The 25,291-nt window shown below is 61.0% G+C and carries 22 protein-coding genes; 10 read left to right on the top strand and 12 right to left on the bottom strand.

Features of this window, described 5'->3' with window-relative positions:
* Window positions 1-59: 59 nt before the first annotated feature.
* Entirely contained in the window at window positions 60-581 is a 522-nt protein-coding gene (gene copI / locus JZ00_RS10215) for a copper-resistant cuproprotein CopI (RefSeq protein ID WP_039589098.1), read from the bottom strand.
* A 152-nt stretch (window positions 582-733) separates the two neighbouring features.
* Between copI and JZ00_RS10210 the strand changes: the two genes are divergently transcribed.
* Together JZ00_RS10210 and JZ00_RS10205 are read left to right on the top strand one after the other, a co-directional pair.
* A complete protein-coding gene (locus JZ00_RS10210) occupies window positions 734-1,414 on the top strand; it encodes a heavy metal response regulator transcription factor (RefSeq protein WP_039589097.1) in 681 nt (226 codons plus the stop codon).
* A complete protein-coding gene (locus tag JZ00_RS10205) occupies window positions 1,411-2,760 on the top strand; it encodes a heavy metal sensor histidine kinase (RefSeq protein WP_039589096.1) in 1,350 nt (449 codons plus the stop codon). Before JZ00_RS10210 ends, JZ00_RS10205 begins: the two co-directional genes overlap by 4 nt.
* A 70-nt stretch (window positions 2,761-2,830) precedes the next feature.
* Here JZ00_RS10205 and JZ00_RS10200 read toward each other — a convergent pair whose 3' ends face one another.
* The 3 genes from JZ00_RS10200 to JZ00_RS10190 form a co-directional block, all read right to left on the bottom strand.
* On the bottom strand, window positions 2,831-4,075 hold the full coding sequence (locus JZ00_RS10200) for a lipoprotein-releasing ABC transporter permease subunit (RefSeq protein ID WP_039589095.1): 1,245 nt from the start codon (window positions 4,073-4,075) through the stop codon (window positions 2,831-2,833).
* 63 nt (window positions 4,076-4,138) lie between these two features.
* Entirely contained in the window at window positions 4,139-4,822 is a 684-nt protein-coding gene (gene lolD, locus JZ00_RS10195; RefSeq protein WP_162843734.1) for a lipoprotein-releasing ABC transporter ATP-binding protein LolD, read from the bottom strand.
* A 7-nt stretch (window positions 4,823-4,829) separates the two neighbouring features.
* On the bottom strand, window positions 4,830-6,080 hold the full coding sequence (locus JZ00_RS10190; RefSeq protein ID WP_039589094.1) for a lipoprotein-releasing ABC transporter permease subunit: 1,251 nt from the start codon (window positions 6,078-6,080) through the stop codon (window positions 4,830-4,832).
* A gap of 94 nt (window positions 6,081-6,174) precedes the next feature.
* Here JZ00_RS10190 and JZ00_RS10185 point away from each other — a divergent pair, with 94 nt between their 5' ends.
* Window positions 6,175-6,771, top strand: a complete 597-nt coding sequence (locus JZ00_RS10185; RefSeq protein ID WP_039589093.1) for a PilZ domain-containing protein — start codon at window positions 6,175-6,177, stop codon at window positions 6,769-6,771.
* The gene (locus JZ00_RS10180; RefSeq protein WP_003199672.1) at window positions 6,768-7,490 is read left to right on the top strand and encodes a glycerophosphodiester phosphodiesterase; all 723 of its coding nucleotides are present in this window, start codon (window positions 6,768-6,770) and stop codon (window positions 7,488-7,490) included. The genes JZ00_RS10185 and JZ00_RS10180 overlap by 4 nt, the downstream gene beginning before the upstream one ends.
* A 42-nt stretch (window positions 7,491-7,532) precedes the next feature.
* On the opposite strand, the gene sthA is transcribed toward JZ00_RS10180, so the two are convergent.
* Together sthA and JZ00_RS10170 are read right to left on the bottom strand one after the other, a co-directional pair.
* On the bottom strand, window positions 7,533-8,927 hold the full coding sequence (gene sthA, locus JZ00_RS10175) for a Si-specific NAD(P)(+) transhydrogenase (RefSeq protein WP_003183399.1): 1,395 nt from the start codon (window positions 8,925-8,927) through the stop codon (window positions 7,533-7,535).
* A 391-nt stretch (window positions 8,928-9,318) separates the two neighbouring features.
* Entirely contained in the window at window positions 9,319-10,305 is a 987-nt protein-coding gene (locus JZ00_RS10170) for an FAD:protein FMN transferase (RefSeq protein WP_039589092.1), read from the bottom strand.
* Between the two features lie 125 nt (window positions 10,306-10,430).
* Between JZ00_RS10170 and tcuC the strand changes: the two genes are divergently transcribed.
* Entirely contained in the window at window positions 10,431-11,729 is a 1,299-nt protein-coding gene (gene tcuC, locus JZ00_RS10165) for an MFS transporter (RefSeq protein ID WP_039589091.1), read from the top strand.
* A gap of 90 nt (window positions 11,730-11,819) precedes the next feature.
* On the opposite strand, the gene JZ00_RS10160 is transcribed toward tcuC, so the two are convergent.
* Window positions 11,820-13,283, bottom strand: coding sequence for a glyceraldehyde-3-phosphate dehydrogenase (locus JZ00_RS10160; RefSeq protein WP_039589090.1), 1,464 nt, complete (start codon window positions 13,281-13,283; stop codon window positions 11,820-11,822).
* Between the two features lie 168 nt (window positions 13,284-13,451).
* On the opposite strand from JZ00_RS10160, the gene mfd reads away from it, so the two are divergent.
* Genes mfd through JZ00_RS10145 form a run of 3 tightly spaced genes read left to right on the top strand, consistent with a single transcriptional unit; the run spans window position 13,452 to window position 20,183 of the window.
* Window positions 13,452-16,901 (top strand): transcription-repair coupling factor, encoded by a 3,450-nt coding sequence (gene mfd / locus JZ00_RS10155; RefSeq protein WP_039589089.1) that lies wholly within the window; start codon window positions 13,452-13,454, stop codon window positions 16,899-16,901.
* Window positions 16,902-16,911: 10 nt separating this feature from the next.
* Complete coding sequence (locus tag JZ00_RS10150; protein ID WP_039589088.1) at window positions 16,912-17,478, top strand: CsiV family protein; 567 nt, start codon at window positions 16,912-16,914, stop codon at window positions 17,476-17,478.
* Window positions 17,479-17,489: 11 nt separating this feature from the next.
* On the top strand, window positions 17,490-20,183 hold the full coding sequence (locus JZ00_RS10145; protein ID WP_039589087.1) for a DEAD/DEAH box helicase: 2,694 nt from the start codon (window positions 17,490-17,492) through the stop codon (window positions 20,181-20,183).
* Between the two features lie 123 nt (window positions 20,184-20,306).
* Here JZ00_RS10145 and JZ00_RS10140 read toward each other — a convergent pair whose 3' ends face one another.
* The 3 genes from JZ00_RS10140 to JZ00_RS10130 all read right to left on the bottom strand — a co-directional run bounded on the left by JZ00_RS10140 (window position 20,307) and on the right by JZ00_RS10130 (window position 22,950).
* Window positions 20,307-21,047 (bottom strand): S-methyl-5'-thioinosine phosphorylase, encoded by a 741-nt coding sequence (locus JZ00_RS10140; RefSeq protein ID WP_039589086.1) that lies wholly within the window; start codon window positions 21,045-21,047, stop codon window positions 20,307-20,309.
* Window positions 21,048-21,057: 10 nt separating this feature from the next.
* Window positions 21,058-22,068, bottom strand: a complete 1,011-nt coding sequence (gene nagZ, locus JZ00_RS10135) for a beta-N-acetylhexosaminidase (protein WP_039589085.1) — start codon at window positions 22,066-22,068, stop codon at window positions 21,058-21,060.
* Window positions 22,069-22,242: 174 nt separating this feature from the next.
* Window positions 22,243-22,950, bottom strand: a complete 708-nt coding sequence (locus JZ00_RS10130; protein WP_039589084.1) for a TetR/AcrR family transcriptional regulator — start codon at window positions 22,948-22,950, stop codon at window positions 22,243-22,245.
* Between the two features lie 241 nt (window positions 22,951-23,191).
* Between JZ00_RS10130 and lexA the strand changes: the two genes are divergently transcribed.
* Together lexA and sulA are read left to right on the top strand one after the other, a co-directional pair.
* Window positions 23,192-23,800 (top strand): transcriptional repressor LexA, encoded by a 609-nt coding sequence (gene lexA, locus JZ00_RS10125; RefSeq protein ID WP_039589083.1) that lies wholly within the window; start codon window positions 23,192-23,194, stop codon window positions 23,798-23,800.
* Between the two features lie 10 nt (window positions 23,801-23,810).
* Window positions 23,811-24,284, top strand: coding sequence for an SOS-induced cell division inhibitor SulA (gene sulA, locus JZ00_RS10120; protein WP_039589082.1), 474 nt, complete (start codon window positions 23,811-23,813; stop codon window positions 24,282-24,284).
* A gap of 72 nt (window positions 24,285-24,356) precedes the next feature.
* On the opposite strand, the gene JZ00_RS30120 is transcribed toward sulA, so the two are convergent.
* Both JZ00_RS30120 and JZ00_RS10110 read right to left on the bottom strand, forming a co-directional pair.
* The gene (locus JZ00_RS30120) at window positions 24,357-24,590 is read right to left on the bottom strand and encodes a hypothetical protein (RefSeq protein WP_003183419.1); all 234 of its coding nucleotides are present in this window, start codon (window positions 24,588-24,590) and stop codon (window positions 24,357-24,359) included.
* Window positions 24,591-24,694: 104 nt separating this feature from the next.
* Complete coding sequence (locus JZ00_RS10110; RefSeq protein WP_039589080.1) at window positions 24,695-25,219, bottom strand: DUF6586 family protein; 525 nt, start codon at window positions 25,217-25,219, stop codon at window positions 24,695-24,697.
* Window positions 25,220-25,291 lie beyond the last annotated feature (72 nt).

Below are 25,291 nucleotides of genomic sequence, written 5' to 3'. Positions count from 1 at the left end.
CGGAAACCTGACTGAAGAATCAGCGGATTCTATCAGCCTTTGCCGCAGCCTTTGAGTGCTTACTGACTGACTGTCAGGTCGCCCTTCATGCCGGCCTGGTAATGTCCCGGAACATTGCAGGCGAACTCCAGGCGAGTGGCCTTGCTGAAGGTCCAGGTCAGTTCGGCGGTCTTGCCCGGTTCCACCAGCACGCTGTTGGGGTCATCGTGGCGCATGCTGGCGTTGCCGTGGCCCATGGCGGCATGGTCCATTCCCGGCTTCATCGCGGTCGGCGTCAACTGGCCGCTTTGCTGCATCTTGAGCATTTGCTGTTGGTGTTCAACATGCATTGCAGCGTTGCCCAGGTTGAACTCGTGAAGCAGGTGGCCTTTATTGACCAGCACGAACCGAACCGTCTCGCCGGCCTTGAGATCCAGCGCACCGGGATCGAACGTCATGTCGCCCATCACCACATCAATGCTGCGACCGGCCTTGGCCGCTGGCGCAGGCTGGCCGAAATCGAAATGGCCCGGCGATGCCCACGACGGGGTACTGAGGGCCAGTGCGCAAACGGTCAGGATCAAGCGTTTTCCCATCAACATGTCCATACTCCAGTCAGATTCAGCGTGCGGGAAACTCTATCGTCACAGGCCTGCCAATCGGCTTACCGCTTGATTACAACTTTGTCAGGTTGTGCCGCGAACCCGCCCGCCACGGTATAACGCCCTCGTTCCAATCCTGCATTGAGCCGCCCATGAAACTGCTGATCGTCGAAGACCAACTGAAAACCGGCCAATATCTGCGCCAAGGCTTGAGCGAGGCCGGGTTCAACGCCGACCTGGTGGCGGACGGCATCACTGGCCAGCAACTGGCCCTGGGCGGCGAATACGCGCTGCTGATTCTCGATGTGATGTTGCCGGGTCGCGATGGCTGGCAGATTCTGCAAGCCGTACGCGGGGCCGGCCTGGACACGCCCGTACTGTTCCTGACGGCGCGCGATGCCGTACAGGATCGCGTCCATGGCCTGGAACTGGGCGCCGATGATTACCTGGTCAAGCCCTTCGCCTTTTCCGAGTTGCTGGCCCGGGTGCGCAGCCTGTTGCGCCGAGGCAGCTCGGCGACCCAGGAAACCAGCCTGCAACTGGCGGACCTGCGCCTGGACCTAATCCGCCGTCGCGTGGAACGCAGCGGCCGGCGCATCGATTTGACAGCAAAGGAGTTCGCCTTGCTGGAAATGCTACTGCGGCGCCAGGGCGAGGTGCTGCCAAAGTCGCTGATTGCCTCGCAAGTCTGGGACATGAATTTCGACAGCGACACCAATGTTATCGAAGTCGCGATCCGGCGCCTGCGGATCAAGATCGATGATGACTTTCCCAACAAGCTGATCCACACCGTGCGCGGCATGGGCTATGTGCTCGAAGAGCGCAGCCTGTGAGCCGTCGGTGGTCGTTGAGCAACCGCTTGGCGCTGCTGTTCGCCGCCTGCACCGCCATTGTGTCGTTGTTCGCCGGGGTGCTGTTCAGCCGAGGCAGCGAGGCACACTTCGTCGAACTGGACCAGCAACTGCTCGAAACACAATTGCTCGGCGTACGTCGCGCCCTGCAAGACGCTCACGGCCATGATCCGCAAGTTCGCCTCGAGGAAGAGCTGAGTCGACGGGCGGACCTTGCCTTGCGCATCAAGGACGCCGATGGCGAGCGCTGGCATGGTTCGATTCGGATCCCGCCCCAAGTGCCTGAACGCACCGGATTGTCTACGCTCGACGATGCCGATAACAACTACCGGACACTGAGCGCACCGCTGTACCCCGGCCGTCCGGATTCGGCCCAACTGACGCTGTTGCTGGACATCACCCATCACCAGCATTTCCTGCAGCGCATGCAACGCCTGATCTGGCTGACCGTCGGCCTCTCGGCACTGGCCACCGCCCTGCTCGGCGCTTGGGCAGCCCGGCGGGGCTTGCGTCCCTTGCGGCGCATGGGCGCCATCGCCGGTAGCGTCTCGGCCCGCTCCCTCAATTCCCGTCTGCCGGAAGAGCATATGCCCGCCGAACTGGCGGAATTGGCCCACAGCATCAATGACATGCTCGGACGCCTCGACGATGCGTTTCAGCGGCTCTCCGCGTTCTCCGCCGACATCGCCCACGAATTGCGCACACCGCTGTCGAACCTGCTGACCCACACCCAAGTCACCCTCACCCGCGAGCGCTCGCTGGAGGACTATCGCGAAGCCCTGCACAGCAATCTGGAAGAGCTGCAATGGATGGCGCAACTGGTCAACGACATGCTCTACCTGGCCAAGGCCGACCATGGATTGTTGGCGCTGCACCGCGAACCGCTGCAACTGGCCGAGGAAGTGGACCTGTTGCTGGACTTCTTCGGGCCCCTGGCCGAGGACGCCAACGTACGCCTGGGTCGCGACGGGGAGAGCCTGATCGAGGGTGACCGCAACATGCTGCGCCGGGCCCTTTCCAACCTGCTGGACAATGCCCTGCGCTTCACCCCGGCTGACGGCGAAGTGCGCGTACGAATTGTCGATGAGGCTCAAGGAGTGAGTGTGGTTGTGGAAAACAGTGGCGAGGGGATTCCGGCTGACCTGCTGCCGCGCCTGTTCGACCGCTTTTACCGCACCGACCCGGCCCGCCAGGAAGGCAGCAGCGAACATGCTGGATTGGGGCTCGCCATTACTCGCTCGATCGTCCGTGCCCACGGTGGGGAAATCCGCTGCGAATCGGCCGATGGCTGGACGCGGTTTCTGATCGAATTGCCAAAGGGGGATTGAGCCCGGCGCCCTCCCCCCGTGGCAAGGGATTTATCCCTCGCCACAAGAGTCTTGAAGTCGTCCCCAGGTATCAGGAATACCGCAACGCCTGCGCCGGTTCGATCTTCGCCGCGCGCCAGGCCGGGTATACGGTGGCAAGGAAGCTGAGGATGAACCCGGCAGAACAGATCAGCACCACGTCGCCACGCTGAAGCTCGGACGGCAGGTTGCTGACGAAATACACGTCGGAACTGAAGATATGCTGGCCGCTGACCCTTTCCAGCCAGCCCACCAACTCACTGACGTTCAGCGCCGCGATCACTCCCAGCACACCACCGATCAACGTGCCGACAACGCCGATCACGGTGCCTTGGACCATGAAGATCGCCATGATCTGCCGCGGCGTGGCGCCGATGGTGCGCAGGATCGCGATGTCCGCGCCTTTATCGTTCACTACCATGATCAGCGTCGCGATGATGTTGAACGCCGCCACCGCGACAATCATCAGCAGCAGCAAGCCAATCATGGTCTTTTCCATTTTCATGGCGCTGAACAGGCTGCCCTGGGTGTGAGTCCAGTCGTCCGACTTGAAGCTTGCGCCAAGACCGGTGGCGATGTCGCTGGAGACTTTCGGCGCCGCGTACAGATCCTTCACCGCCAGGCGCACGCTTTGCACCTGGTTCGGCTGCCAGTGCTGCATCTGCGCGGCGTCGGCCAAGTGAATCAGCGCCATGGAACCGTCCAGCTCCGCACCGACCTTGAACACACCAACCACGTTCAAACGCTGCATCCGTGGCGTGATGCCACCGGGGGCGGTGCTGACTTCCGGCACGATCAAGGTGAGCTTGTCGCCGACATTCAGGCGGAACCGCCGGGCCGTGATTTCACCGATCACCACGCCAAATTCACCCGGCTTCAGGGCATCGAGGCGCCCCTGGACAATGTGCTGGGCAACGATGGACACCTTGCCTTCCTGGGCCGGGTCGACACCGCTGATCTGGATCGGCTGCATCGAACCTTTATGGCTGAGCATGCCTTCCATTTCCGTGAACGGAACGGCGGCGGTGACTTCGGGGTTCTTCAGCGCGGCGGCGGCCACTGGTTGCCAATCGTCGATCGGGTTTACGCCAACGATCGTGGCATGCGGAACCATGCCAAGGATGCGCGAGCTCATTTCGCGCTGAAAGCCGTTCATCACCGACAGCACGACGATCATCGCCAATACGCCAAGGGCGAGGCCGATCATCGAGGTCATGGAAATGAACGACACGAAGCGATTGCGACGCTTGGCGCGGGTATAGCGCGTGCCGATGAAAATCGATAACGGTCTGAACATTCGCTGGGCACCGTATGAAAATAAAAGACCCGGCGCTTGCGGCAAGCACCGGGTTTCGGTCGATCAGATAGGCGTCAGGCAACCTTCCTGCAAATGCAGGACACGGTCCATCTGGCGGGCCAGGTTCATATCGTGGGTCACCACCAGGAACGCCGTGCGCATCGAGGTGCTGAGCTCCAGCATCAAGTCCTGGATACCTTGGGCGGTATGGGAATCGAGGTTGCCGGTCGGCTCGTCGAGCATCACCAGGCCGGGCTTGTTGACCAGGGCGCGGGCAATCGCCACGCGCTGGCGCTCGCCACCGGACAGCTCGGCTGGCTTGTGTTCCAGGCGATGGCCCAGCCCTACCCGCTCCAACAGTGCAGTGGCGCGCTGACGAGCCTCGGGAATCGCCGTGCGGCCGATCAACAGCGGCATGCAGACGTTCTCCAGCGCCGTGAATTCGGGCAGCAGATGATGGAACTGGTAGACGAAACCCAGGGAACGGTTACGCAGCAGGCCACGGGCCTTCTCGTTCAGCGCCGACAGTTCTTCGCCGGCCAGCCAGACACTGCCGGCGGTCGGCGTATCCAGGCCGCCCAGCAGGTTGAGCAAGGTACTTTTGCCCGACCCGGAGGTGCCGACAATCGCCACGCGCTCGCCAGGGTGCAGCTCCAGTTGCAGGCCCGACAACACCACCACCGACTCCGGACCTTCCTCGTAGGATTTGCCCAGGTTGCGGCAGCTCAAGATCGCTTTTTCACTCATGCCCGACTCACTCATAACGTAACGCCTCCGCAGGCTGGGTGCGCGCGGCACGCCAGGCAGGATACAGGGTGGCGAGGAAACTCAGGACCAACGCGGCGCCGCAGACCATCAACACATCGTCGGCCTGCAACTGCGATGGCAGGTAGTCGATGAAGTACACGTCGGCGTTGAGAAACTTGTGCCCGATCAGGGTTTCGAGACCGGCAATCGCGGCACTCACGTTCAGCGCGGCGAACATCCCGACCAAGGCCCCGACGAACGTACCGATGACGCCGATGACCGTGCCCTGGACCATGAAGATGCGCATGATTTGCCCCGGCGTGGCGCCAAGCGTGCGCAGGATGGCGATATCGCCCTTCTTGTCGTTTACTACCATCACCAGCGTGGAAATGATGTTGAACGCCGCAACGGCAACGATCAGCAACAACAGCAGGCCGATCATGGCTTTTTCCATGCGGATCGCCTGGTACAGGTTACCGTGGGTGCGGGTCCAGTCGCGGGCGTAATAACGGTCTTCACCGAGCTGCTGGGCAATGTTCCAGGCAACACGCGGCGCCTGGAACAGGTCATCGAACTTCAACCGCAGGCCCTGGACCTGGTCCGGCTTCCAACGATGCAGGCGGGCGAGATCCTGAAGATTGGTCACGCCCAGGTAGCCATCGAGCTCGCCGGCGCCGACATGAAAGATGCCGACCACGGTAAAGCGTTTCATGCGTGGAAACATGCCGCCCGGCGTGACGGTGACTTCCGGCGCGACGAACGTCAGCTTGTCGCCGATGGCCACGCCGAGCTTCGCCGCAGCCTTGTCACCGATCACGATGCCGAAGCTGCCCGGCGCCAGATCGTCGAGTTTGCCCTGCTTCATGAAGTTGTCGATGATCGACACCTGCCGCTCCAGGCCAGGGTCGATGCCATTGAGCAAGACCTTGGAAACCTTGCCGTCGTTGGTCAGCAGCCCCTGCATCTGGGTGAAGGGCGCCACGGCCAGCACCTGCGGGTTCTGCTTGACCTTGGCGGCCAGGCTCGGCCAATCGCTGATGGCTTCGCCGGTTTCGAGTGTCGCGTGGGGCACCATGCCCAGCACGCGGGTGCGCATTTCATGGTCGAAGCCGTTCATCACCGACAGCACGACGATCATCACGACCACGCCAAGGGCCAGTCCGATGATGGACGTCAGGGATATGAACGATACGAAATGATTGCGACGCTTTGCACGGGTATAACGCGTGCCGATGAATACGAAGAGAGGTCTGAACATGTCGGGGCTTGTTCGGAGGGAAAAGGAACGTCCTTGTGGCGGGGGTCACAAACCAGCTTTACACTCAGACCACCGCCGCTACCATGGGTTCGCCATGTCGACATTAGATGAAGAAGATCGCCGCGAATACTACCGTATCGAGGACACGATCGCACTGGATATTCGGCCCCTGTCCATTCCTGAAGCTGCCAGCCAGGAAGTGTTGCAGGATGAGTCCCCATTGTTCAATCTGCTCAGCGAACTGCACCTGAGCGAATTCGAGTCTCAGCACCTGTTGCGCCAGATCAGCGAGCGCGAGCGCAGCATCGCGGCGTACCTCAAGGCCATGAACAAACGCATCGACCTGCTCAGCCAGGTCATCGCCGTGACGGTGCTCGGCGAAATCGGCGAACCGCAGCCGGTGATCATTTCCGAAGGCGGCATCGACTTCCAGTACCCCACCCCCGTCGCCGTCGGCGCGCATCTGTCGATCAAGCTGGTGCTGATGCCCCAGGCCCTCGGTCTGTTGCTGCGGGCGCGGGTCACCCATTGCGATCCGAAGGGTGACGGCTACGACATCGGCACCGAGTTTGAACACCCGACCGACGCCCAGCGTCAATTGTTGGCCCGCTACATCTTGCAGAAACAGGCGCAAGAACGGCGCCTGGCCCGTGAACTGAACGAATCTGGCACCAATAAGGAAGAACCGTGACCCTCATTTATGGCCACCGCGGCGCCAAGGGCGAAGCACCGGAAAATACCCTCACCGGTTTCCAGGAATGTCTCAAGCACGGCGTGCGCCGTTGCGAGCTGGACTTGCACCTGTCCATGGACGGCGAGTTGATGGTCATCCACGACCCGACCCTCAAGCGCACCACCGATCGCCGGGGCAAAGTGGTCGAGCATACCGCCGCCGAACTGGTGACCTACGATGCGCGCAAGGGTGGCCCGGGCTGGATCAAGCCATGCCCGATTCCGCGACTGGAAGAGTTGTTCGAGAAATGCGACTTCGAGCATTGGCAGCTCGAGGTGAAAAGCGCGTCACGTACCCGCGCCGCCGCGACGGTACTGGGCATCCGCGAGATGGCCCAACGCTTCGGCCTGCTGGACAAGATCACCATCACCTCCAGTTCCCGGGAAGTGCTCAAGGCGGCCCTGGACCTGACCCCGGACATTTCCCGTGGACTGGTGGCTGAATACGCCTGGCTCGACCCGTTGAAGGTCGCCCAGAGCTACGGCTGCGAGATTCTGGCGTTGAACTGGACCCTGTGCACGCCGGAACGCCTGATCAAGGCACAGCGCCAGGGGTTGCATGTGTCGGTGTGGACGGTCAACGAGCCCGCGCTCATGCGCAGGCTCGCCGATTTTGGCGCTGACAGCCTGATTACAGACTTTCCCGGTTTGGCCACTGCCACCCTCGAGAATTGCTGAAATCGGTCTCCCCGGCCGGCTCAGGCCACCGGCCGGAGCCGCTCAAAAAAGCCGGTTGAGCCCGTCGTACGCCGCGACCCGATAGGCTTCGGCCATGGTCGGGTAGTTGAACGTGGTGTTCACGAAGTACTTCAGCGTGTTCAGTTCGCCCGGCTGGTTCATGATTGCCTGGCCGATGTGCACGATCTCCGAAGCCTGGTAGCCGAAGCAGTGTACGCCCAGCACCTCCAGCGTCTCGCGGTGGAAAAGGATTTTCAGCATGCCTTGCGGCTCGCCAGCGATCTGCGCCCGCGCCATGCTCTTGAAGAAGGCCTTGCCCACTTCATAAGGCACCTTGGCCTGGGTCAACTCTTGCTCGTTCTTGCCGATCGAGCTGATCTCCGGGATGGTGTAGATGCCGGTCGGCACGTCATTGACGAAGCGCCAGCTACCATTGTCGACAATGCTGCCGGCAGCCGAACGGCCCTGGTCGTGGGCGGCACTGGCCAGGCTTGGCCAGCCGATCACATCACCGGCACCATAGATGTTCGGTACGCAGGTGCGGTAGTTCTCGTCGACTTCGATCTGGCCACGGCTGTTGACCTTCACGCCGATGTTTTCCAGGCCCAGGGTGTCGGTATTGCCGGTACGACCGTTGCACCAGAGCAAGGCGTCGGCCTTGATCTTCTTGCCGGACTTGAGATGCAGGATCACGCCATTGTCGACGCCTTCGACGCGGTCGTAGTCTTCGTTGTGGCGCACGGTGATGTTGTTGTTGCTGAAGTGATAGCTCAAGGCCTGGGAAATTTCCGAGTCCAGGAAGCTCAGCAATTGGCCGCGGTTATCCACCAGCTCCACCAGTACACCCAGGCCGCTGAAGATCGAAGCGTATTCGCAACCGATCACGCCGGCACCGTAGACGATGAGCTTACGCGGAGTGTGGCCCAGGCTCAGGATGGTGTCGCTATCGTAGATACGTGCGTGGTTGAAATCGATGTCAGCCGGGCGATAGGGGCGCGAACCGGTGGCAATGATGATGTGCTTGGCCACAAGCTTCTCGACCACGCCGTTGCCACAGACCACTTCGACCGTCTGCTCGTCGGCAAAGCTGCCAGTGCCGAAGAAAACGTCGACGCGGTTGCGAGCGTAGTAGCCGGTACGCGAGGCCACCTGCTTGGAGATCACCTTCTCGGCGCTCTTGAGCACGTCCGGGAAGGAGAACCAGCGCGGCTCGCCGATGGCACGGAACATTGGGTTGGTGTTGAACTGCATGATCTGCCGGACCGAGTGACGCAAGGCCTTGGACGGGATGGTACCCAAGTGGGTGCAGTTGCCGCCGACCTGCCGACGGCTGTCGACCATCGCCACCTTGCGCCCTGCCTTGGCCGCGTTCATTGCCGCGCCTTCCCCCGCCGGGCCGGAACCCAGTACCACCACGTCGTAGTTGTAGACAGCCATGCGTACTCCTCGGAACAGGCCGCGATGCCATGCTTGGCATCCACGGCTAAATCATGCCGGCCGGCGGCATGAAGGAACAATTTTAGGCCGGTTCACGCGCCCGGCCACAGTCTATAGAAGCGTCAACGCCGCGCACATTACCCCTTGGTCGCGTCGTAGGCTAGGGGGCGTTCTCAATTAGTTTCCCCGCCGCGTTGTGCCTTAAGGCGGGCCAGGCAAGGCGCAGGCCACAGGGAAGCTTTCGGGGCGCTGTCCTTACATATTGAAAATCAGCCGGAATCATCGTGGCGAGGGGGCTTGCTCCCGCCGGGCTGCGCAGCAGCCCCTTTTGTGAGCGCTTCGCACTCAAGCGGGAGCAAGCTCCCTCGCCACGAGTTCTTTGTTGGACAATCTATTGGGTTTTTCCGCCCGCCATCCGTTCAAACGCATCGTTGGTGCGAACGACAAAACGGTCATTGTCCCGCAATACAAAAAATACCCCGATACCGTGTTCCTGGGCATAGTCCCAACCCCGTTCAGGACCGAGAATCAGCAACAGCGTCGATAGTCCATCGGCCAACATGGCTGAAGGATGAATGACCGTGACTGACGCAAGGTTGTGTAGGACGGGCGCCCCCGTGTGCGCATCGAAGGTATGGGAATAACGCTTGCCGCCCTGCTCGAAATATTTCCGATAGTCGCCTGACGTTGAAATCCCGTAGCCGTTGACCTCGATAACACGCTCGGCCACCTGCCGATCGTCTCGTGGCTCTTCCAGGGCGATGCGCCACGGCGAACCATCCGGCTTGTGCCCGACGGCCTTGAGTTCGCCGGTGGCCTCGGCCAGGTAACTGTCGATGCCCAGGGCCTGGAGCCTGGCGGCGATGCGATCGACCGCGTAACCGGCCGCGATGCTGTTGAAATCGACTTCCACCGCGGCGTCCTTGCACAGCCGGTCGCCCTGAATGCGCAGATGTTCATGCCCAACGCGCTGACGAGCCTCGGCCAGGGCCTCGGCGCTCGGCACCTTTTCTTCTCGGGACTGAGGACCGAACCCCCAAAGGTTCAGGAGAGGCTCAACGGTCAGATCGAAGGCACCGTTGCTTTGCGAAGATAATTGCTCGCCCGCGCGGATCAGTTCGAGAACCGGGCCCGGCATTACCTGGCAACTGTCGGCAGGCAGCGTATTGAAACGCTCGATGTCCGAGTCGCTGCGATAGGTGGACAACTGCCGATCCACTTCCGAGAGGATCTTTTCCACTTCGCCCTGCACCACTTTCGGACCGGGCGTGGCGACATGGCTGACGTACTGGATGGAATAGCGGCTGCCCATGGTCGGGCCGTCGAAGCGCTCCAGGGTGTCGCCGTTGCCGCAAGCGGATAACACGCCGGCCAGCATCACAAGCCCTATGCGTCGTCCAGTTAACAAATCTTCATCCCCCCTCAAAACCACGCCGGCCATTATGGGCTACAGCGCTCCCTCAGGTTCTGCGCTTCCAACAAAATACGAAAGTGAGTACCCCCATGTCTTCCAACACGAGCAACGGCAAGGCGATTTTCCGCGTCGTCAGCGGCAACTTCCTCGAAATGTTCGACTTCATGGTCTACGGCTTCTACGCCACTGCCATCGCCAAGACGTTCTTCCCGACCGACAGCGCCTTCGCCTCGCTGATGCTATCGCTGGCCACGTTCGGCGCCGGGTTCCTGATGCGCCCACTGGGCGCGATTTTCCTCGGTGCCTACATCGACCGCCACGGTCGCCGCAAAGGCCTGATCATCACCCTGGCCATGATGGCCGCCGGCACGGTGTTGATTGCCTGCGTGCCGGGTTACGCCACACTGGGCGTAGCGGCACCATTGCTGGTACTGCTGGGACGATTGCTGCAAGGTTTTTCCGCTGGCGTGGAACTGGGCGGAGTCTCGGTGTACCTGGCGGAAATCTCCACGCCGGGGCGCAAGGGCTTTTTTGTCAGTTGGCAGTCGGCCAGCCAACAGGCCGCAGTGGTATTCGCCGGCCTGCTGGGCGTCGGTCTCAATCACTGGCTGAGCCCGCAGGACATGGGCGAATGGGGCTGGCGCGTACCGTTCCTGGTCGGCTGCATGATCGTGCCGGTCATCTTTGTAATTCGCCGCTCATTGGAGGAAACGCCTGAGTTCAAGGCCAGAAAACATCGCCCGACCCTGTCGGAAATTGTCCGCTCCATCGGTCAGAACTTCGGCATCGTCCTGGCCGGCATGGCGCTGGTGGTGATGACCACTGTGTCGTTCTACCTGATCACGGCCTATACGCCGACGTTCGGCAAGGCCGAATTGAACCTTTCGGACCTGGACGCGCTGTTGGTAACGGTGTGCATTGGCTTGTCGAATTTCTTCTGGCTACCGGTGATGGGCGCCTTTTCCGACAAGATCGGACGCAAACCGCTGCTGCTCGGTGCCACTGTCCTGGCGATCCTGACCGCCTATCCGGCACTGTCCTGGTTGGTGGCGAACCCCAGTTTCAGCCATTTGCTGATCGTCGAGTTGTGGCTGTCGTTCCTGTACGGATCCTACAACGGGGCCATGGTGGTCGCCTTGACGGAAATCATGCCGGTCGAGGTGCGCACCACCGGCTTTTCCCTGGCCTATAGCCTTGCCACCGCCACCTTCGGCGGGTTTACCCCGGCGGCCTGCACCTATTTGATCCATGTGCTGGATAACAAGGCTGCACCGGGGATATGGCTAAGCGGTGCGGCGGTGCTGGGGTTGATTGCGACGCTGGTGCTGTTCAGGGGTAATCGGCATGAACTGCGCACGGCGCAGGCTTGCGTTGTGAGCGGCACCTGATAGATCGCGATGAGACCGGCCCAAGCAACACAAACCCCCAGATAAAAAAACGCCCCGACAAGTCGGGGCGCTTTCATTTGCAGCTAAGGCTTAGCGCGGGAACGCAGGCGGATTCACATCAGCCATGTCTTCCATCACGCGAACCACTTGGCAGCTGTAGCCGAACTCGTTGTCGTACCAGACGTAAAGGACAACGCGGTTATCCTGGACGATGGTCGCTTCAGCGTCGACGACACCAGCGTGGCGCGAGCCCACGAAGTCGGTGGACACCACTTCCTGCGAGTTGACGAAGTCGATTTGCTTATGCAGATCGGAGTGCAGCGCCATGTAGCGCAGGTATTCGTTCATCTCTTCGCGAGTCGCGGCTTTCTCGAGGTTCAGGTTGAGAATGGCCATCGACACGTTTGGCGTCGGTACGCGGATCGCGTTGCCGGTCAGCTTGCCGGCCAGCTCAGGCAGGGCCTTGGCGGCAGCAGTGGCGGCACCGGTCTCGGTGATGACCATGTTCAGCGCGGCGCTACGGCCACGGCGATCGCCCTTGTGGAAGTTGTCGATCAGGTTTTGGTCGTTGGTATACGAGTGAACGGTTTCGACGTGACCGTTGATGATGCCGAACTTGTCGTTCACGGCCTTGAGCACCGGCACGATGGCGTTGGTGGTGCAGGAGGCGGCGGACACGATCTTGTCGTCAGCGGTGATTTCGTTGTGGTTGATACCGTGGACGATGTTCTTCAGCTTGCCCTTGCCAGGCGCGGTCAGGACAACGCGGTCGATACCCGGGCAGGCCAGGTGCTGGCCCAGGCCATCGGCGTCACGCCATACGCCGGTGTTGTCCACCAGCAGTGCGTCCTTGATGCCGTACTGGGTGTAATCCACCTCGGTCGGGTTCTTCGCGTAGATCACCTGGATCAGGTTGCCGTTGGCGGTAATGGTGTTGTTTTCTTCGTCGATGGTAATGGTGCCATTGAACGAACCATGGACCGAATCGCGACGCAGCAGGCTGGCGCGCTTGGTCAGGTCATTCTCGGCGCCTTTGCGCACGACGATGGCGCGCAGGCGCAGGCCGTCGCCACCACCGGTTTTCTCGATCAGGATGCGCGCCAGCAGGCGGCCGATGCGACCGAAGCCGTACAGGACCACGTCGGTGCCCTTGCGGGGCGAAGCGTTTTGCTGGCCAACCACGTCAGCCATTTCTTCACGAACGAACTGCTCGGCACTACGACCATTGGCTTCGTTACGGAATTTGAACGCCAACTTGCCCAGGTCTACCGAAGCCGCGCCGAGCTTGAGCTCGCTCATGGCCTTGAGCAGGGGGAATGTTTCGTGGACGGAGAGTTCGCTGTCGTCGGAAGAACGGTGGCGAGCAAAGCGGTGGGCCTTGAGGATCGCGATGACAGACTGGTTGATCAGGCTGCGGCCATAGATCGAGCTCACCACGTTGTTATTGCGGTAGAGCTGACCGATGAGAGGGATCATCGCTTCTGCGAGTGCTTCACGATCAATCCATTCACCAAGACACTGGTCGGGCTTCTGAGTCACGGTAACCTTCCACATGTAGGGGCTGAAAAAAGGGGCTACATTATGCCGCCGAGTCCTCTGCGGAGCAATGCGCGCCCGTCGCGCCGTGGTTTTGCGTTCTGACAGCGTAGTCCGCGACTGACAGCCGGGCACTTCCCCCGCTACAATTGTCGACTTTGTCGCAACGCTGGAGCTCAACCTTCCGTGCCCGTTCTGCGTCTTCCGCTTCTCCCTGCCGCGGCAGGTAAACAGCACTGGGGCAACCTGCCCGGTGCCGCCCTGAGCCTGGCTATCGCCGAGGCCGCCAGCGCTGCAAAGCGCTTCACCCTGTTGTTGACTGCCGACAGCCAGAGCGCCGAGCGGCTGGAACAGGAGCTGGGCTTCTTCGCCCCGGATTTGCCAGTGCTGCATTTCCCGGACTGGGAAACTCTGCCCTACGACCTTTTTTCGCCACACCAGGACATCATTTCCCAGCGAATCGCCAGCCTTTATCGGCTGCCGGAGCTCAGTCATGGCGTTTTGGTAGTGCCGATCACCACAGCCCTACATCGCCTGGCACCGACCCAGTTTCTGCTGGGCAGCAGCCTGGTGCTGGACATCGGCCAGAAGCTCGACGTCGAACAAATGCGCACTCGGCTCGAGGCCAGTGGCTACCGCTACGTCGATACCGTGTACGAGCACGGCGAATTCACGGTGCGCGGGGCTTTGATCGATCTGTTCCCGATGGGCAGCAAACTGCCGTATCGCATCGACCTATTCGATGACGAGATCGAGACCCTGCGCACCTTCGACCCGGAAAACCAGCGTTCCATCGACAAGGTCCAGTCGATCCGCCTGCTGCCGGCGAAGGAATTCCCGCTGCAAAAAGATGCGGTCACCCGCTTCAAAGCGCGGTTTCGCGAACGTTTCGACGTGGATTTCCGTCGTTGCCCGATCTTCCAGGATCTGAGCAGCGGAATCACCCCCGCGGGCATCGAGTATTATTTGCCGTTGTTCTTCGAAGAAACCTCCACGTTGTTCGATTACCTGCCTCAGGACACCCAGGTCTTTTCCCTGCCGGGCATCGAGCAGGCGGCGGAAAACTTCTGGAACGACGTGCGCAATCGCTACGAAGAGCGTCGTGTCGACCCTTCCCGTCCTTTGTTGCCGCCCGCCGAGCTGTTCTTGCCCGTGGAAGATTGCTTCGCCCGCCTCAAGAGTTGGCCGCGCGTGGTGGCGAGCCAGCAGGACGTGGAAACCGGCGTCGGCCGTGAACGCTTCCCCGCCAAGCCCTTGCCCGACCTGGCAATCGAAGCCAAGGCCACGCAACCGCTGGCAGCCCTGGCCGGTTTCCTCGATGGATTCCCTGGCCGCGTGCTGTTCACCGCCGAGTCCGCGGGCCGCCGCGAAGTGTTGCTGGAACTGCTCGAACGCCTGAAGCTGCGCCCGAAGACCGTCGACAGCTGGCCTGATTTTGTTTCGGGCAAGGATCGGCTGGCGATTACAATCGCGCCGCTCAACGACGGCCTGGTTCTTGACGATCCCGCCCTGGCCCTGGTGGCCGAAAGTCCGTTGTTCGGCCAGCGCGTCATGCAGCGTCGCCGCCGCGAGAAGCGCGCCGACGCCGCCAACGATGCGGTCATCAAGAACCTCACCGAACTGCGTGAAGGCGCGCCGGTGGTGCATATCGATCACGGCGTGGGCCGCTACCTGGGCCTGGCGACCCTGGAAATCGAAAACCAGGCCGCCGAATTCCTGACCCTCGAATACGCCGAAGGCGCGAAACTCTACGTGCCTGTGGCAAACCTGCACCTGATCGCCCGCTACACCGGCAGCGACGACGCCCTGGCCCCGCTGCATCGCCTCGGCTCGGAAACCTGGCAGAAAGCCAAGCGCAAGGCCGCCGAACAAGTGCGCGACGTGGCGGCGGAATTGCTGGACATCTATGCACGCCGGGCGGCGCGCGAGGGTTATGCATTCGCCGACCCGAAAGCCGACTACGAAACCTTCAGCGCCGGTTTCCCGTTCGAAGAAACCGTCGACCAACAGACCACCATCGAAGCCGTGCGCGCCGACATGCTCGCGCCCAAGCCCATGGACCGATTGGTCTGCGGCGACGTGGGCTTCGGCAAGACTGAAGTGGCAATGCGCGCCGCGTTCATTGCCGTGCACGGTGGCAAGCAAGTGGCGATCCTGGTGCCGACCACCCTGCTCGCCCAACAGCACTACAACAGTTTCCGCGACCGCTTTGCCGACTGGCCAGTGACCGTGGAAGTGATGAGCCGCTTCAAGTCCGCCAAGGAAGTGAACGCCGCCGTCGCGGACCTGGCCGAAGGCAAGATCGACATCGTCATCGGCACGCACAAACTGCTGCAGGACGATGTGAAGATCAAGAACCTGGGTTTGGTGATCATCGATGAAGAGCACCGCTTTGGCGTGCGCCAGAAAGAACAGCTCAAGGCCCTGCGTAGCGAAGTCGACATCCTGACCCTGACCGCCACGCCGATTCCGCGCACCTTGAACATGGCGGTGTCGGGCATGCGCGACCTGTCGATCATCGCCACGCCGCCGGCCCGTCGCCTGTCGGTGCGCACCTTCGTGATGGAGCAGAACAAGAGCACGGTCAAGGAGGCGCTGCTGCGTGAGTTGCTGCGCGGCGGCCAGGTCTATTACCTGCACAACGACGTGAAGACCATCGAGAAATGCGCCTCCGACCTCGCCGAGCTGGTGCCAGAAGCGCGTATCGGCATCGGCCACGGACAAATGCGCGAGCGCGAGCTCGAACAGGTGATGAGCGACTTCTACCACAAGCGCTTCAATGTGCTGATCGCCTCGACCATCATCGAGACCGGCATCGACGTACCGAGCGCCAACACCATCATCATCGAGCGCGCCGACAAGTTCGGCCTGGCCCAGTTGCATCAGTTGCGCGGCCGGGTCGGACGCAGTCACCACCAGGCCTATGCCTACCTGTTGACGCCTCCGCGCCAGCAGATCACCCCGGACGCGGAGAAGCGCCTGGAAGCCATCGCCAACACTCAAGATCTGGGGGCAGGCTTCGTGCTGGCCACCAACGACCTGGAAATCCGTGGTGCCGGCGAATTGCTCGGCGATGGCCAGAGCGGGCAGATCCAGGCCGTGGGCTTCACGCTATATATGGAGATGCTCGAACGCGCGGTCAAATCGATCCGCAAGGGCGAGCAGCCGAACCTCGACCAACCCCTGGGCGGCGGACCGGAAATCAACCTGCGGGTGCCGGCGTTGATCCCCGAGAATTATCTGCCGGATGTCCACGCACGCCTGATTCTCTACAAACGCATTGCCTCGGCCACCGACGAGGAAGGCCTGAAGGACCTGCAAGTGGAGATGATCGACCGCTTCGGCCTGCTGCCGGAACCGACCAAGAACCTGGTGCGTACCACGCTGCTCAAGCTCAAGGCCGAACAACTGGGCATCAAGAAAGTCGACGGCGGGCCCAACGGCGGCCGGATCGAATTCGAGGCCCAGACCCCGGTCGATCCGCTGGTGCTGATCAAGCTGATCCAGGGCCAACCCAAACGCTACAAATTCGAAGGCGCCACGATGTTCAAGTTCATGGTGCCCATGGAGCGCCCGGAAGAGCGCTTCAATACCGTAGAGGCGCTGTTCGAACGCCTCAATCCGACCACTGCTTGAAGGACGCCCAATGCGCCTGTTTCACTCCTTGATGTTGTTGATGACGCTGATCGCTCCACTGGCGGTTGCCGACGACTTGTATCAGGTCGAAATGATCCTGGTCCGCCAGAATGCCGAGCCGGCCATTATCAGCCGCGCCGCACCGGAAGACTGGGACGCCGGCGCGCAACGCCTGGGCGCGGACAGCCAGCGCACGCCAGCGTTGGGCAACATCGTCGAAAAACTCAACGCCAGCGGCCAGTACACCGTGTTGATGCACAAAGCCTGGCAACAGAACCTGGGCGAACAGGGCCGCAAGATCGCCGTCAGCGAGGGCGCCGAGCAGTTCGGCCAGTTTCCCATCGAAGGCACCCTGGAACTCAAACTCGGCCGTTTCACCGACGTGGACGCCGACTTCTGGATCAACCAGATCGACGCCAATGGCCTGGTCACGGCCAGCGAGCGCCTGAAACAGCAGAGCCATACCAAGAATGGCCAGCTGAATTTCCTCGATAATGGCCATCTCGGCTTGCTGATCAAGATCACGTCGTTGACCGCGCCTGCGCCACGGCAGGCCCCTGACGTCATTCCAGACTGATCGGCGCGCCCATGCCCTCGCCCCTGAGCAAACCGCTGGCACCTTCCTGGGTCAATCGATTCAAGGAACAAAGCCTGGAGCGTGGGCGCCGATACGCGCTGGAAAACCGCGTCAGGATCGTCGAGGCCGGCGACAGCACGATCATCGCCAGTTGCGAAGGATCGGGCGGCAGCGTCTACCGTCAGACCATTCGCCTCAAAGAGTCAGCCAAAGGCACGTTGATCCTGCTTGATGCCGCCTGCTCCTGCCCGGTACGCATCAACTGCAAGCATTGCGCGGCGGTGCTGCTGCAAGTCCAGGAAACCCTGGCCTACCCTGCTGCCGAAAAAGACGCCCAGATGTTGGAAAAACTCCAGGCAGTGCTGGACAACCGCAGCCCCAAGGCCCCGCCGCAAGTCTTGGTGGAAAACGTGCAGCCGGTGCCACGATTATGGCTGGCGAGTGTCGAGTTCAGCGCCTTCGAACCGCGCAACGGCAAGATGCAGCGCTATATCCAGCACCGCGCCGCCCTGTCCTTCAGTTATCTGGACGAGTACGTCAGCGGCCAGCGCAACACCGACGTACTGATCCGCCAGGAAACCCAGACGCTGCGGATCAAACGCCAAACTGACGTAGAACAGTCCTACCGCGAACAGCTACGAATCCTCGGTTTCAAAATCGCGACCCGACAAAGCAAGGCCTTGCCGGAGAGCGCCGGCGAACTGTACGAAATGGTCAACGACAGCGCTTGGCTGACCTTTACCCTCAACGACCTGCCGAAGCTGCGCAACCAAGGCTGGGAATTGCAGATCGACGAAGATTTTGGCTTCGACCTGACGGCGGTGGACGAATGGTACGCCTCGGTCGAGGAAACCCCGGAGCGGGACTGGTTCGATCTGGAGCTGGGCATTATCGTCAACGGCGAGCGATTGAGCCTGCTACCGATCCTGTTGAACCTGATGCGCTCGCACATCGAGTTGTTCAATCCGGAGCGCCTGGCCAGGCGCCGCGATGACGAACTTATCCTGGTCAACTTGCCGCACCGTCCCAACTCGGAGTTCGGCCCGCAGCAAGTGGCCCTGCCCTACGGGCGGTTGAAGCCGGTGTTGGCGACCCTGGGCGAGTTCTACCTGCAAGAGCCCGGCACCACCAAGCTACGCCTCAACAGCGCCGACGCCCTGCGCCTGAACCCGTTGCAAGACATGCCGCTGCGCTGGGAAGGTGGCGAACACATACGCAGCCTCGCCCAACGCTTGCGCGACATCAAGGATTACACCGCCACCGCGCCGGACGGCTTGAACGCAACGCTGCGACCCTACCAGCTCGAAGGCTTGAGCTGGATGCAGTCGCTACGGCAGTTGGAAGTCGGCGGCATTCTTGCGGATGACATGGGGCTTGGCAAAACCCTACAGACCCTGGCGCACATTCTCAGCGAAAAAAACGCCGGGCGCCTCGATCGGCCGTGCATGGTGGTGATGCCGACGAGCCTGATTCCCAACTGGCTCGACGAAGCCTCACATTTCACTCCGCAGCTCAAGGTACTGGCCCTGTACGGTGCAGGACGCAAGAAACACTTCGAGCGCCTGGTCGATTACGACTTGATCCTGACCACCTATGCGTTACTGCCCAAGGATGTCGAACGCCTCAAGACGCAGCCGCTGCACGTATTGATCCTCGACGAAGCCCAGTACATCAAGAATCCCACCAGCAAAGCCGCCCAAGCCGCCCGGGAACTGGATGCCCGGCAACGGCTGTGCCTGTCCGGTACGCCACTGGAAAACCACCTGGGTGAACTCTGGTCGCTGTTTCATTTCCTGCTGCCGGGCTGGCTCGGCGACGTCAAGAGTTTCAATCGCGACTACCGCGTACCCATCGAAAAACGCGGCAGCGACGTACGACTGCAACACCTCAACGGTCGGATAAAACCCTTCCTGCTGCGCCGAACCAAGGAGCAAGTGGCGACCGAACTGCCGCCCAAGACCGAGATTATCCATTGGGTCGAACTCAGCGACGCCCAGCGGGACGTCTACGAGACCATGCGCCTGGCCATGGACAAGAAGGTACGCGACGAGATCACCCGCAAAGGCGTGGCACGCAGCCAGATCATCATCCTCGAGGCACTGCTGAAGCTGCGCCAGGTGTGCTGCGACCTGCGCCTGATCAGCGACGCCACCCTGCCCACCCGTGGCAGCACCTCGGGCAAGCTCGACAGCCTCATGGAAATGCTCGAAGAGTTGTTCGAAGAAGGTCGACGGGTGCTGCTGTTTTCACAGTTCACTTCCATGCTGGCGCTGATTGAAGATGAGCTGAAAAAGCGCGGGGTGGCGTACGCCATCCTGACCGGCCAGACCAGGGACCGACGCACGCCAGTGAAGGAATTCCAAAGCGGAAAGCGTCAGATCTTTCTGATCAGCCTGAAGGCCGGTGGCGTAGGCTTGAACCTGACAGAAGCCGACACCGTGATTCACTACGACCCCTGGTGGAACCCCGCCACCGAAAACCAGGCCACCGACCGCGCCTATCGCATTGGCCAGGAAAAACCGGTGTTCGTATACAAACTGATTGCCCGCGGCACGGTGGAAGAAAAGATCCAGCTGCTGCAAAAAGAGAAATCCGACCTGGCGGCCGGCGTGCTGGATGGGCGTGTTGCGGGGGATTGGAAACTGCAGAACGAAGACATCGAGGCGCTATTCGCGCCGCTACCGGACAAGCTGGAGAAGCGCTAAACCTTTTCGTGTGGAAGCGAGCCTGCTCGTGAGAAGGCCATCAGCTTCAACATTTTCGCACGCATCGCCGCCGCCTTCGCGAACAGGTTCGCTCCCACAGCGTATCCCGATAAAACGGCCTCCCTAGCCCGCCATCAACACCCGTGCCAAGGTTGACTTCACCTTACCCATTCCGTCATGCAAAGCCTGCTCGATCTCAGCCATGGTGATCACAGCGGTGGACTTGCCCGCCGCCGGGTTCACCACCAGCGCCAGACAGGCGTAATCCAACTCCAGCTCCCGAGCCAATGCCGCCTCAGGCATGCCGGTCATGCCGACGATATCGCAGCCATCGCGCTCCAGGCGGGCGATTTCTGCCACGGTTTCCAGGCGCGGTCCTTGGGTGCAGGCGTAGACACCGTGACTGCTATAGCCACAGCCTTCGGCCGCCAAAGCCGCAATCAATTGCTGGCGCAGCGACTCCGTATAGGGATAGCTGAAATCGATATGGGTCACTGCGTCCAGGTCATCGGCGAAGTAAGTGTGTTGGCGACCACTGGTGTAATCGATCAATTGATGGGGCACGCAAAAATGCCCGGTCCCCATCGCGGCGTGGATCCCACCCACGGCGTTGACCGCCAGGATGGCCTCGGCTCCCGCCTGCTTGAGCGCCCAGAGATTGGCGCGATAGTTGACCTGGTGAGGCGGAAAACGGTGGGGATGGCCATGGCGCGCCAGGAACAGCACCTCGCGCCCGGCGTATTCGCCGATCTGCACGTCGGCCGATGGCGCGCCGTAGGGCGTCTCTACCGCCAGGGATTGGCGCAGCGTCAAGCCTTCCAGCTGGGTCAGGCCGGTGCCGCCGATAATTGCATAAACGGTCATCAAAACATCCTCAATCAATCAGTTGGGCGGCTTTCAACGCGCCGATGGCGGTCAACCAGCGTGGATCCTGACGGTACTCGGTGCCGGCAAAGGCCTGGCCGCGCATGCGGGCGATCCGCGCCGAAGGCCCGACCTTCAAGCGCTGGGCTGCGCTCAAGGCCAATTCGGCGGCCGCGCGGTCGTTGCACACCAGTCCCATGTCGCAACCTGCCGCCAACGCCGCCTCGATCCGGCTGGCGGCATCACCGACCACATGGGCGCCGGCCATGGAGAGATCGTCGCTGAAGATAACGCCATCGAACTGCAGCTCACCGCGCAGGATGTCTTGCAGCCAACGGCGGGAAAACCCCGCAGGACCGGCATCCACCTTGGGATAAATGACGTGGGCCGGCATGACGGCCGCCAGTTGCTTGCTCAACCTGGCAAACGGCACCAAGTCATGGGCACGGATCTGTTCGAGACTGCGCTCATCGGTAGGAATGGCAACATGGGAGTCTGCCTCGGCCCAGCCGTGCCCGGGGAAATGCTTGCCGGTGGCCGCCATTCCGGCAGCGTTCATGCCACGAATGAAGGCACCGGCCAGCAGCGCGGCGCGCTCGGGATCGCCCTCGAAGGAACGGCTTCCCACCACCGCACTGCGTTGGTAGTCGAGGTCCAGCACGGGGGCGAAGCTTAAATCGAGGCCGACCGCCAGTACTTCGGTGGCCATGATCCAGCCGCACTGCTCGGCCAAGTATTCAGCGTTCGGGTTATCAGCGATGGCCCGCATCGCCGGCAGCCGCACGAAGCCTTGGCGCAGGCGCTGAACCCGGCCGCCTTCCTGGTCGACCGCCAACAGAAGATCGGGACGAATGGCCCGGATCGAGGCACTCAGCTCGCGCACTTGGCGAGGATGCTCGATATTGCGGGCAAAAATGATCAGCCCACCTACTTCGGGCTGACGCAACAGATGGCGATCTTCAGCCGTCAGCCAGGTTCCGGCGACGTCCACCATCAACGAGCCTTGAAGGGCAGCAGTCATAACAGTTCCTTTTCAGTAGCGGTGGATGCGTGTGGCGACACATGCACGATGGCGCCGCCAGGCTGACGGCCCGACAGGTCGCGCATAGGCGATGGGATTGGATAGGAATTCAAAAGGCGGATCGGCATGGGCGGCTAGCTTAGCGGATGTAGCCAGCCGCGCCCACCCGTGTGCTCAGGCCTTGGCGAGTACCGGCGTCGATTTGCTACGCGGACGCAACTGCGCTGCAGCCATTGCTTCGTCGGTGACACCGCTTTCGGCGCGCATGCCTGCTGCCAGGAACGGCACCATCAGGCGCATCACCTGCTCGATAGAGGTATTCACACCGAAGTCGGTCTCGGCAATAGCCCGCAACGCCTTGATGCCGGACATGCTGAATGCCGCGGCACCGAGCATGAAATGCACGCGCCAGAACAATTCGATCGGTGGTATGCGTGGCGCCGCTTCGTTGACCAGCAGCATGTAGCGACGAAACACCTTGCCGTACATGTCTTCAAGATAGCGCCGCAAGTGCCCTTGGCTCTGGCTGAAGGCCAGGCCCAGCAGGCGCATGAAGATGGAAAGGTCGTTACCGCTGCGTGGCTGGACCACGAGGGCTTGCTCGACCAGGATCTCAAGGAGTTCCTCCAGCGAGGGCTTGACGTCAGGCTTGGCCTGGCGACGCTCCAGCTCGCGATCGAGACTGATACAGAACGGCCCGAGAAACCGCGAGAAAACCGCCTGGATCAGGGCTTTTTTCGAGCCAAAATGGTAATTCACCGCAGCCAGGTTCACCCCGGCCTTGCTGGTAATCAGACGCAAAGAGGTTTCAGCGAAACCTTTTTCCGCGAACAATTGCTCGGCAGCATCGAGAATGCGTTCTACGGTTTCCGACTGGGCCATGGCTACTCCGCCTGACAAACACTTGTTTGAAACATACGTTTCAGCCTGGGGATTGTCAAGCCTGCCGGGGCATTTTGCGAACGCTCAGTCAGCTATTTAACCACACCTTCGACAAGCTGTAGCGCCACCCCTTGAAGCGGCCCAATCAACCGTTCGGCAGCCCAGCCAAAAAAGGAGGATTGCCAAGCGGCTCGCACTGTATATAATCCCAGTCACTGTATAAAAAGACAGAGCGATCGATATGCTAAAGCTGACGCCACGCCAAGCAGAGATTCTGGCCTTCATCAAACGCTGCCTAGAAGACAACGGTTATCCGCCGACTCGTGCGGAAATCGCCCAGGAATTGGGTTTCAAGTCCCCCAATGCGGCCGAAGAGCACCTCAAGGCGCTGGCCCGCAAGGGTGCGATAGAAATGACGCCCGGGGCGTCACGAGGCATTCGCATCCCAGGCTTCGAAGCCAAGGCCGACGAAACCACCCTGCCGATCATTGGCCGCGTGGCGGCTGGCGCCCCTATCCTCGCCCAGCAACACGTCGAGGAGTCTTGCAACATCAATCCTTCTTTCTTCCACCCAAGGGCCGACTATCTTCTTCGCGTCCATGGCATGAGCATGAAGGACATCGGCATTTTCGACGGGGACCTGCTGGCAGTCCACACCACACGTGAAGCTCGTAACGGCCAAGTTGTGGTAGCGCGGATCGGCGACGAAGTCACCGTCAAGCGCTTCAAACGCGAGGGCAGCAAAGTCTGGCTGATCGCCGAGAACCCGGAATTTGCCCCTATCGAAGTGGACTTGAAAGACCAGGACCTGGTCATCGAAGGCTTGAGCGTTGGCGTCATACGCCGCTAAAGGAGGCTTTATGCAATTTCCTCACACACCACAGCACACACAACTACCGCTGTTCGAGGCGTTCATGGCCCAACCGCTGGTTCCAGTCCTGAAAGAGGTCATCGAGTCGCCTTGGGGCGTTGAACCTGAAGCCTTCAGCGAGCTGTCATTGCGTGGTGCAGCGGGAAATTGCCTGAACCTGCTGGCGCCGATCCTGAGAGAACTGAGCCAGGACCAGGATGCTCGCTGGCTCACGCTGATCGCGCCACCCGCCAGCGTTACGCAGGCCTGGCTGCGAGATGCCGGTCTCAATCGCGAGCGAATCCTGCTTCTGCAACCACGCGGCAGCCAAAGCGCCCAGCAATTGACCTGCGAAGCGTTGCGCCTGGGACGCAGTCATACGGTGGTCAGCTGGCTCAATCCCTTGACCGCTACCGCACGCCAACAGTTGATCAGCGCTGCGCGGACTGGGGATGCGCAAAGCCTAAATATTCGATTGGGCTAGGATAATCGCAGGGCTTCTCCAGGACAGAGAAGCCAGACCCGTCACATTATTTCAAAAACCGACAGGCGGGGATCAATGAAGAACCCGCGGCCCCTCTTCCTTGTTGAATTCGCCTTCAACCAGGCGACCTGCCATCTGGACGCCCACGCTGAGCATCGCCTTGGCGACCTCGACATGCTGGCCCTGAAGGAACACCTTGGCATCCTCGGAGAAGTTCAGGGTAACCAGAGAACCCTCATCTTCAGCCCTGCGCAGCTCAATGCGACCATCAGGAAGTTCGACAATTTCTAGAAAGGACGTAGGCATAAAAGTCTGTTCTCCACGAAAGGCGGGGATTATATAGTCATCGGCCAGGCTTCGCTCAGGATCTTGACCAAGCGTTATGGGCGGTCATCACGAGGCGATGAAAATCAGCACTCGTTCAATCCTTCACGGAAGCGAATAGCCAAGCTTTTTAGGTTCTGGCGCCAGCTCTCCAATTCTTCCCGACTCAGCTCCGGCTCTGGTTCCTGCTCGTCAAGATTGACTGCCACGATCAATGGCTGGGTGACGTCACCTTTCGGTTTGCGCGGGGCCCGTGGCGGCTGGAATAGAGCAGCATGCGCCTCCAGTAACTTGGCCAGCCAGGTTTCCCGGTTTTGGGCCAGCTCGACCATTTCCGCCAGCTCGGGAATCGCAAGGCTATCCAACACCTCGGGCGTCAATATCAGCTCAGCCCGTGAGGCATTCGCCTGGGGCAAGCGATAGAACCCGGCGATTTCATGGCAGAGGCCCAACAAGGCACCGTACAGATGAAACAGCACTGATTCACGCCCAGCCTGGACCAGCGCCGGAGCATTCATCGCGCGCCCATCTTCTGCCTTTGCAAGCGCTTCAAGCGACAGGCCGGCGAAGTAAATCTTCTGGTTGGTGCGGGTGTAGAGTTCGTGGGCCATGGCGGCATTCTCCCCAACGAAATAAAAGCGTCACGCAGTGCGACAGTGTCGTGGATCAACCGAAGCCACTGC

The organism is Pseudomonas frederiksbergensis, assembly GCF_000802155.2.
GTDB lineage: Bacteria > Pseudomonadota > Gammaproteobacteria > Pseudomonadales > Pseudomonadaceae > Aquipseudomonas > Aquipseudomonas frederiksbergensis_A.
The sequence above is the reverse complement of the archived record's forward strand: the minus strand, read 5'-3'. Positions and strand labels throughout refer to the sequence as shown.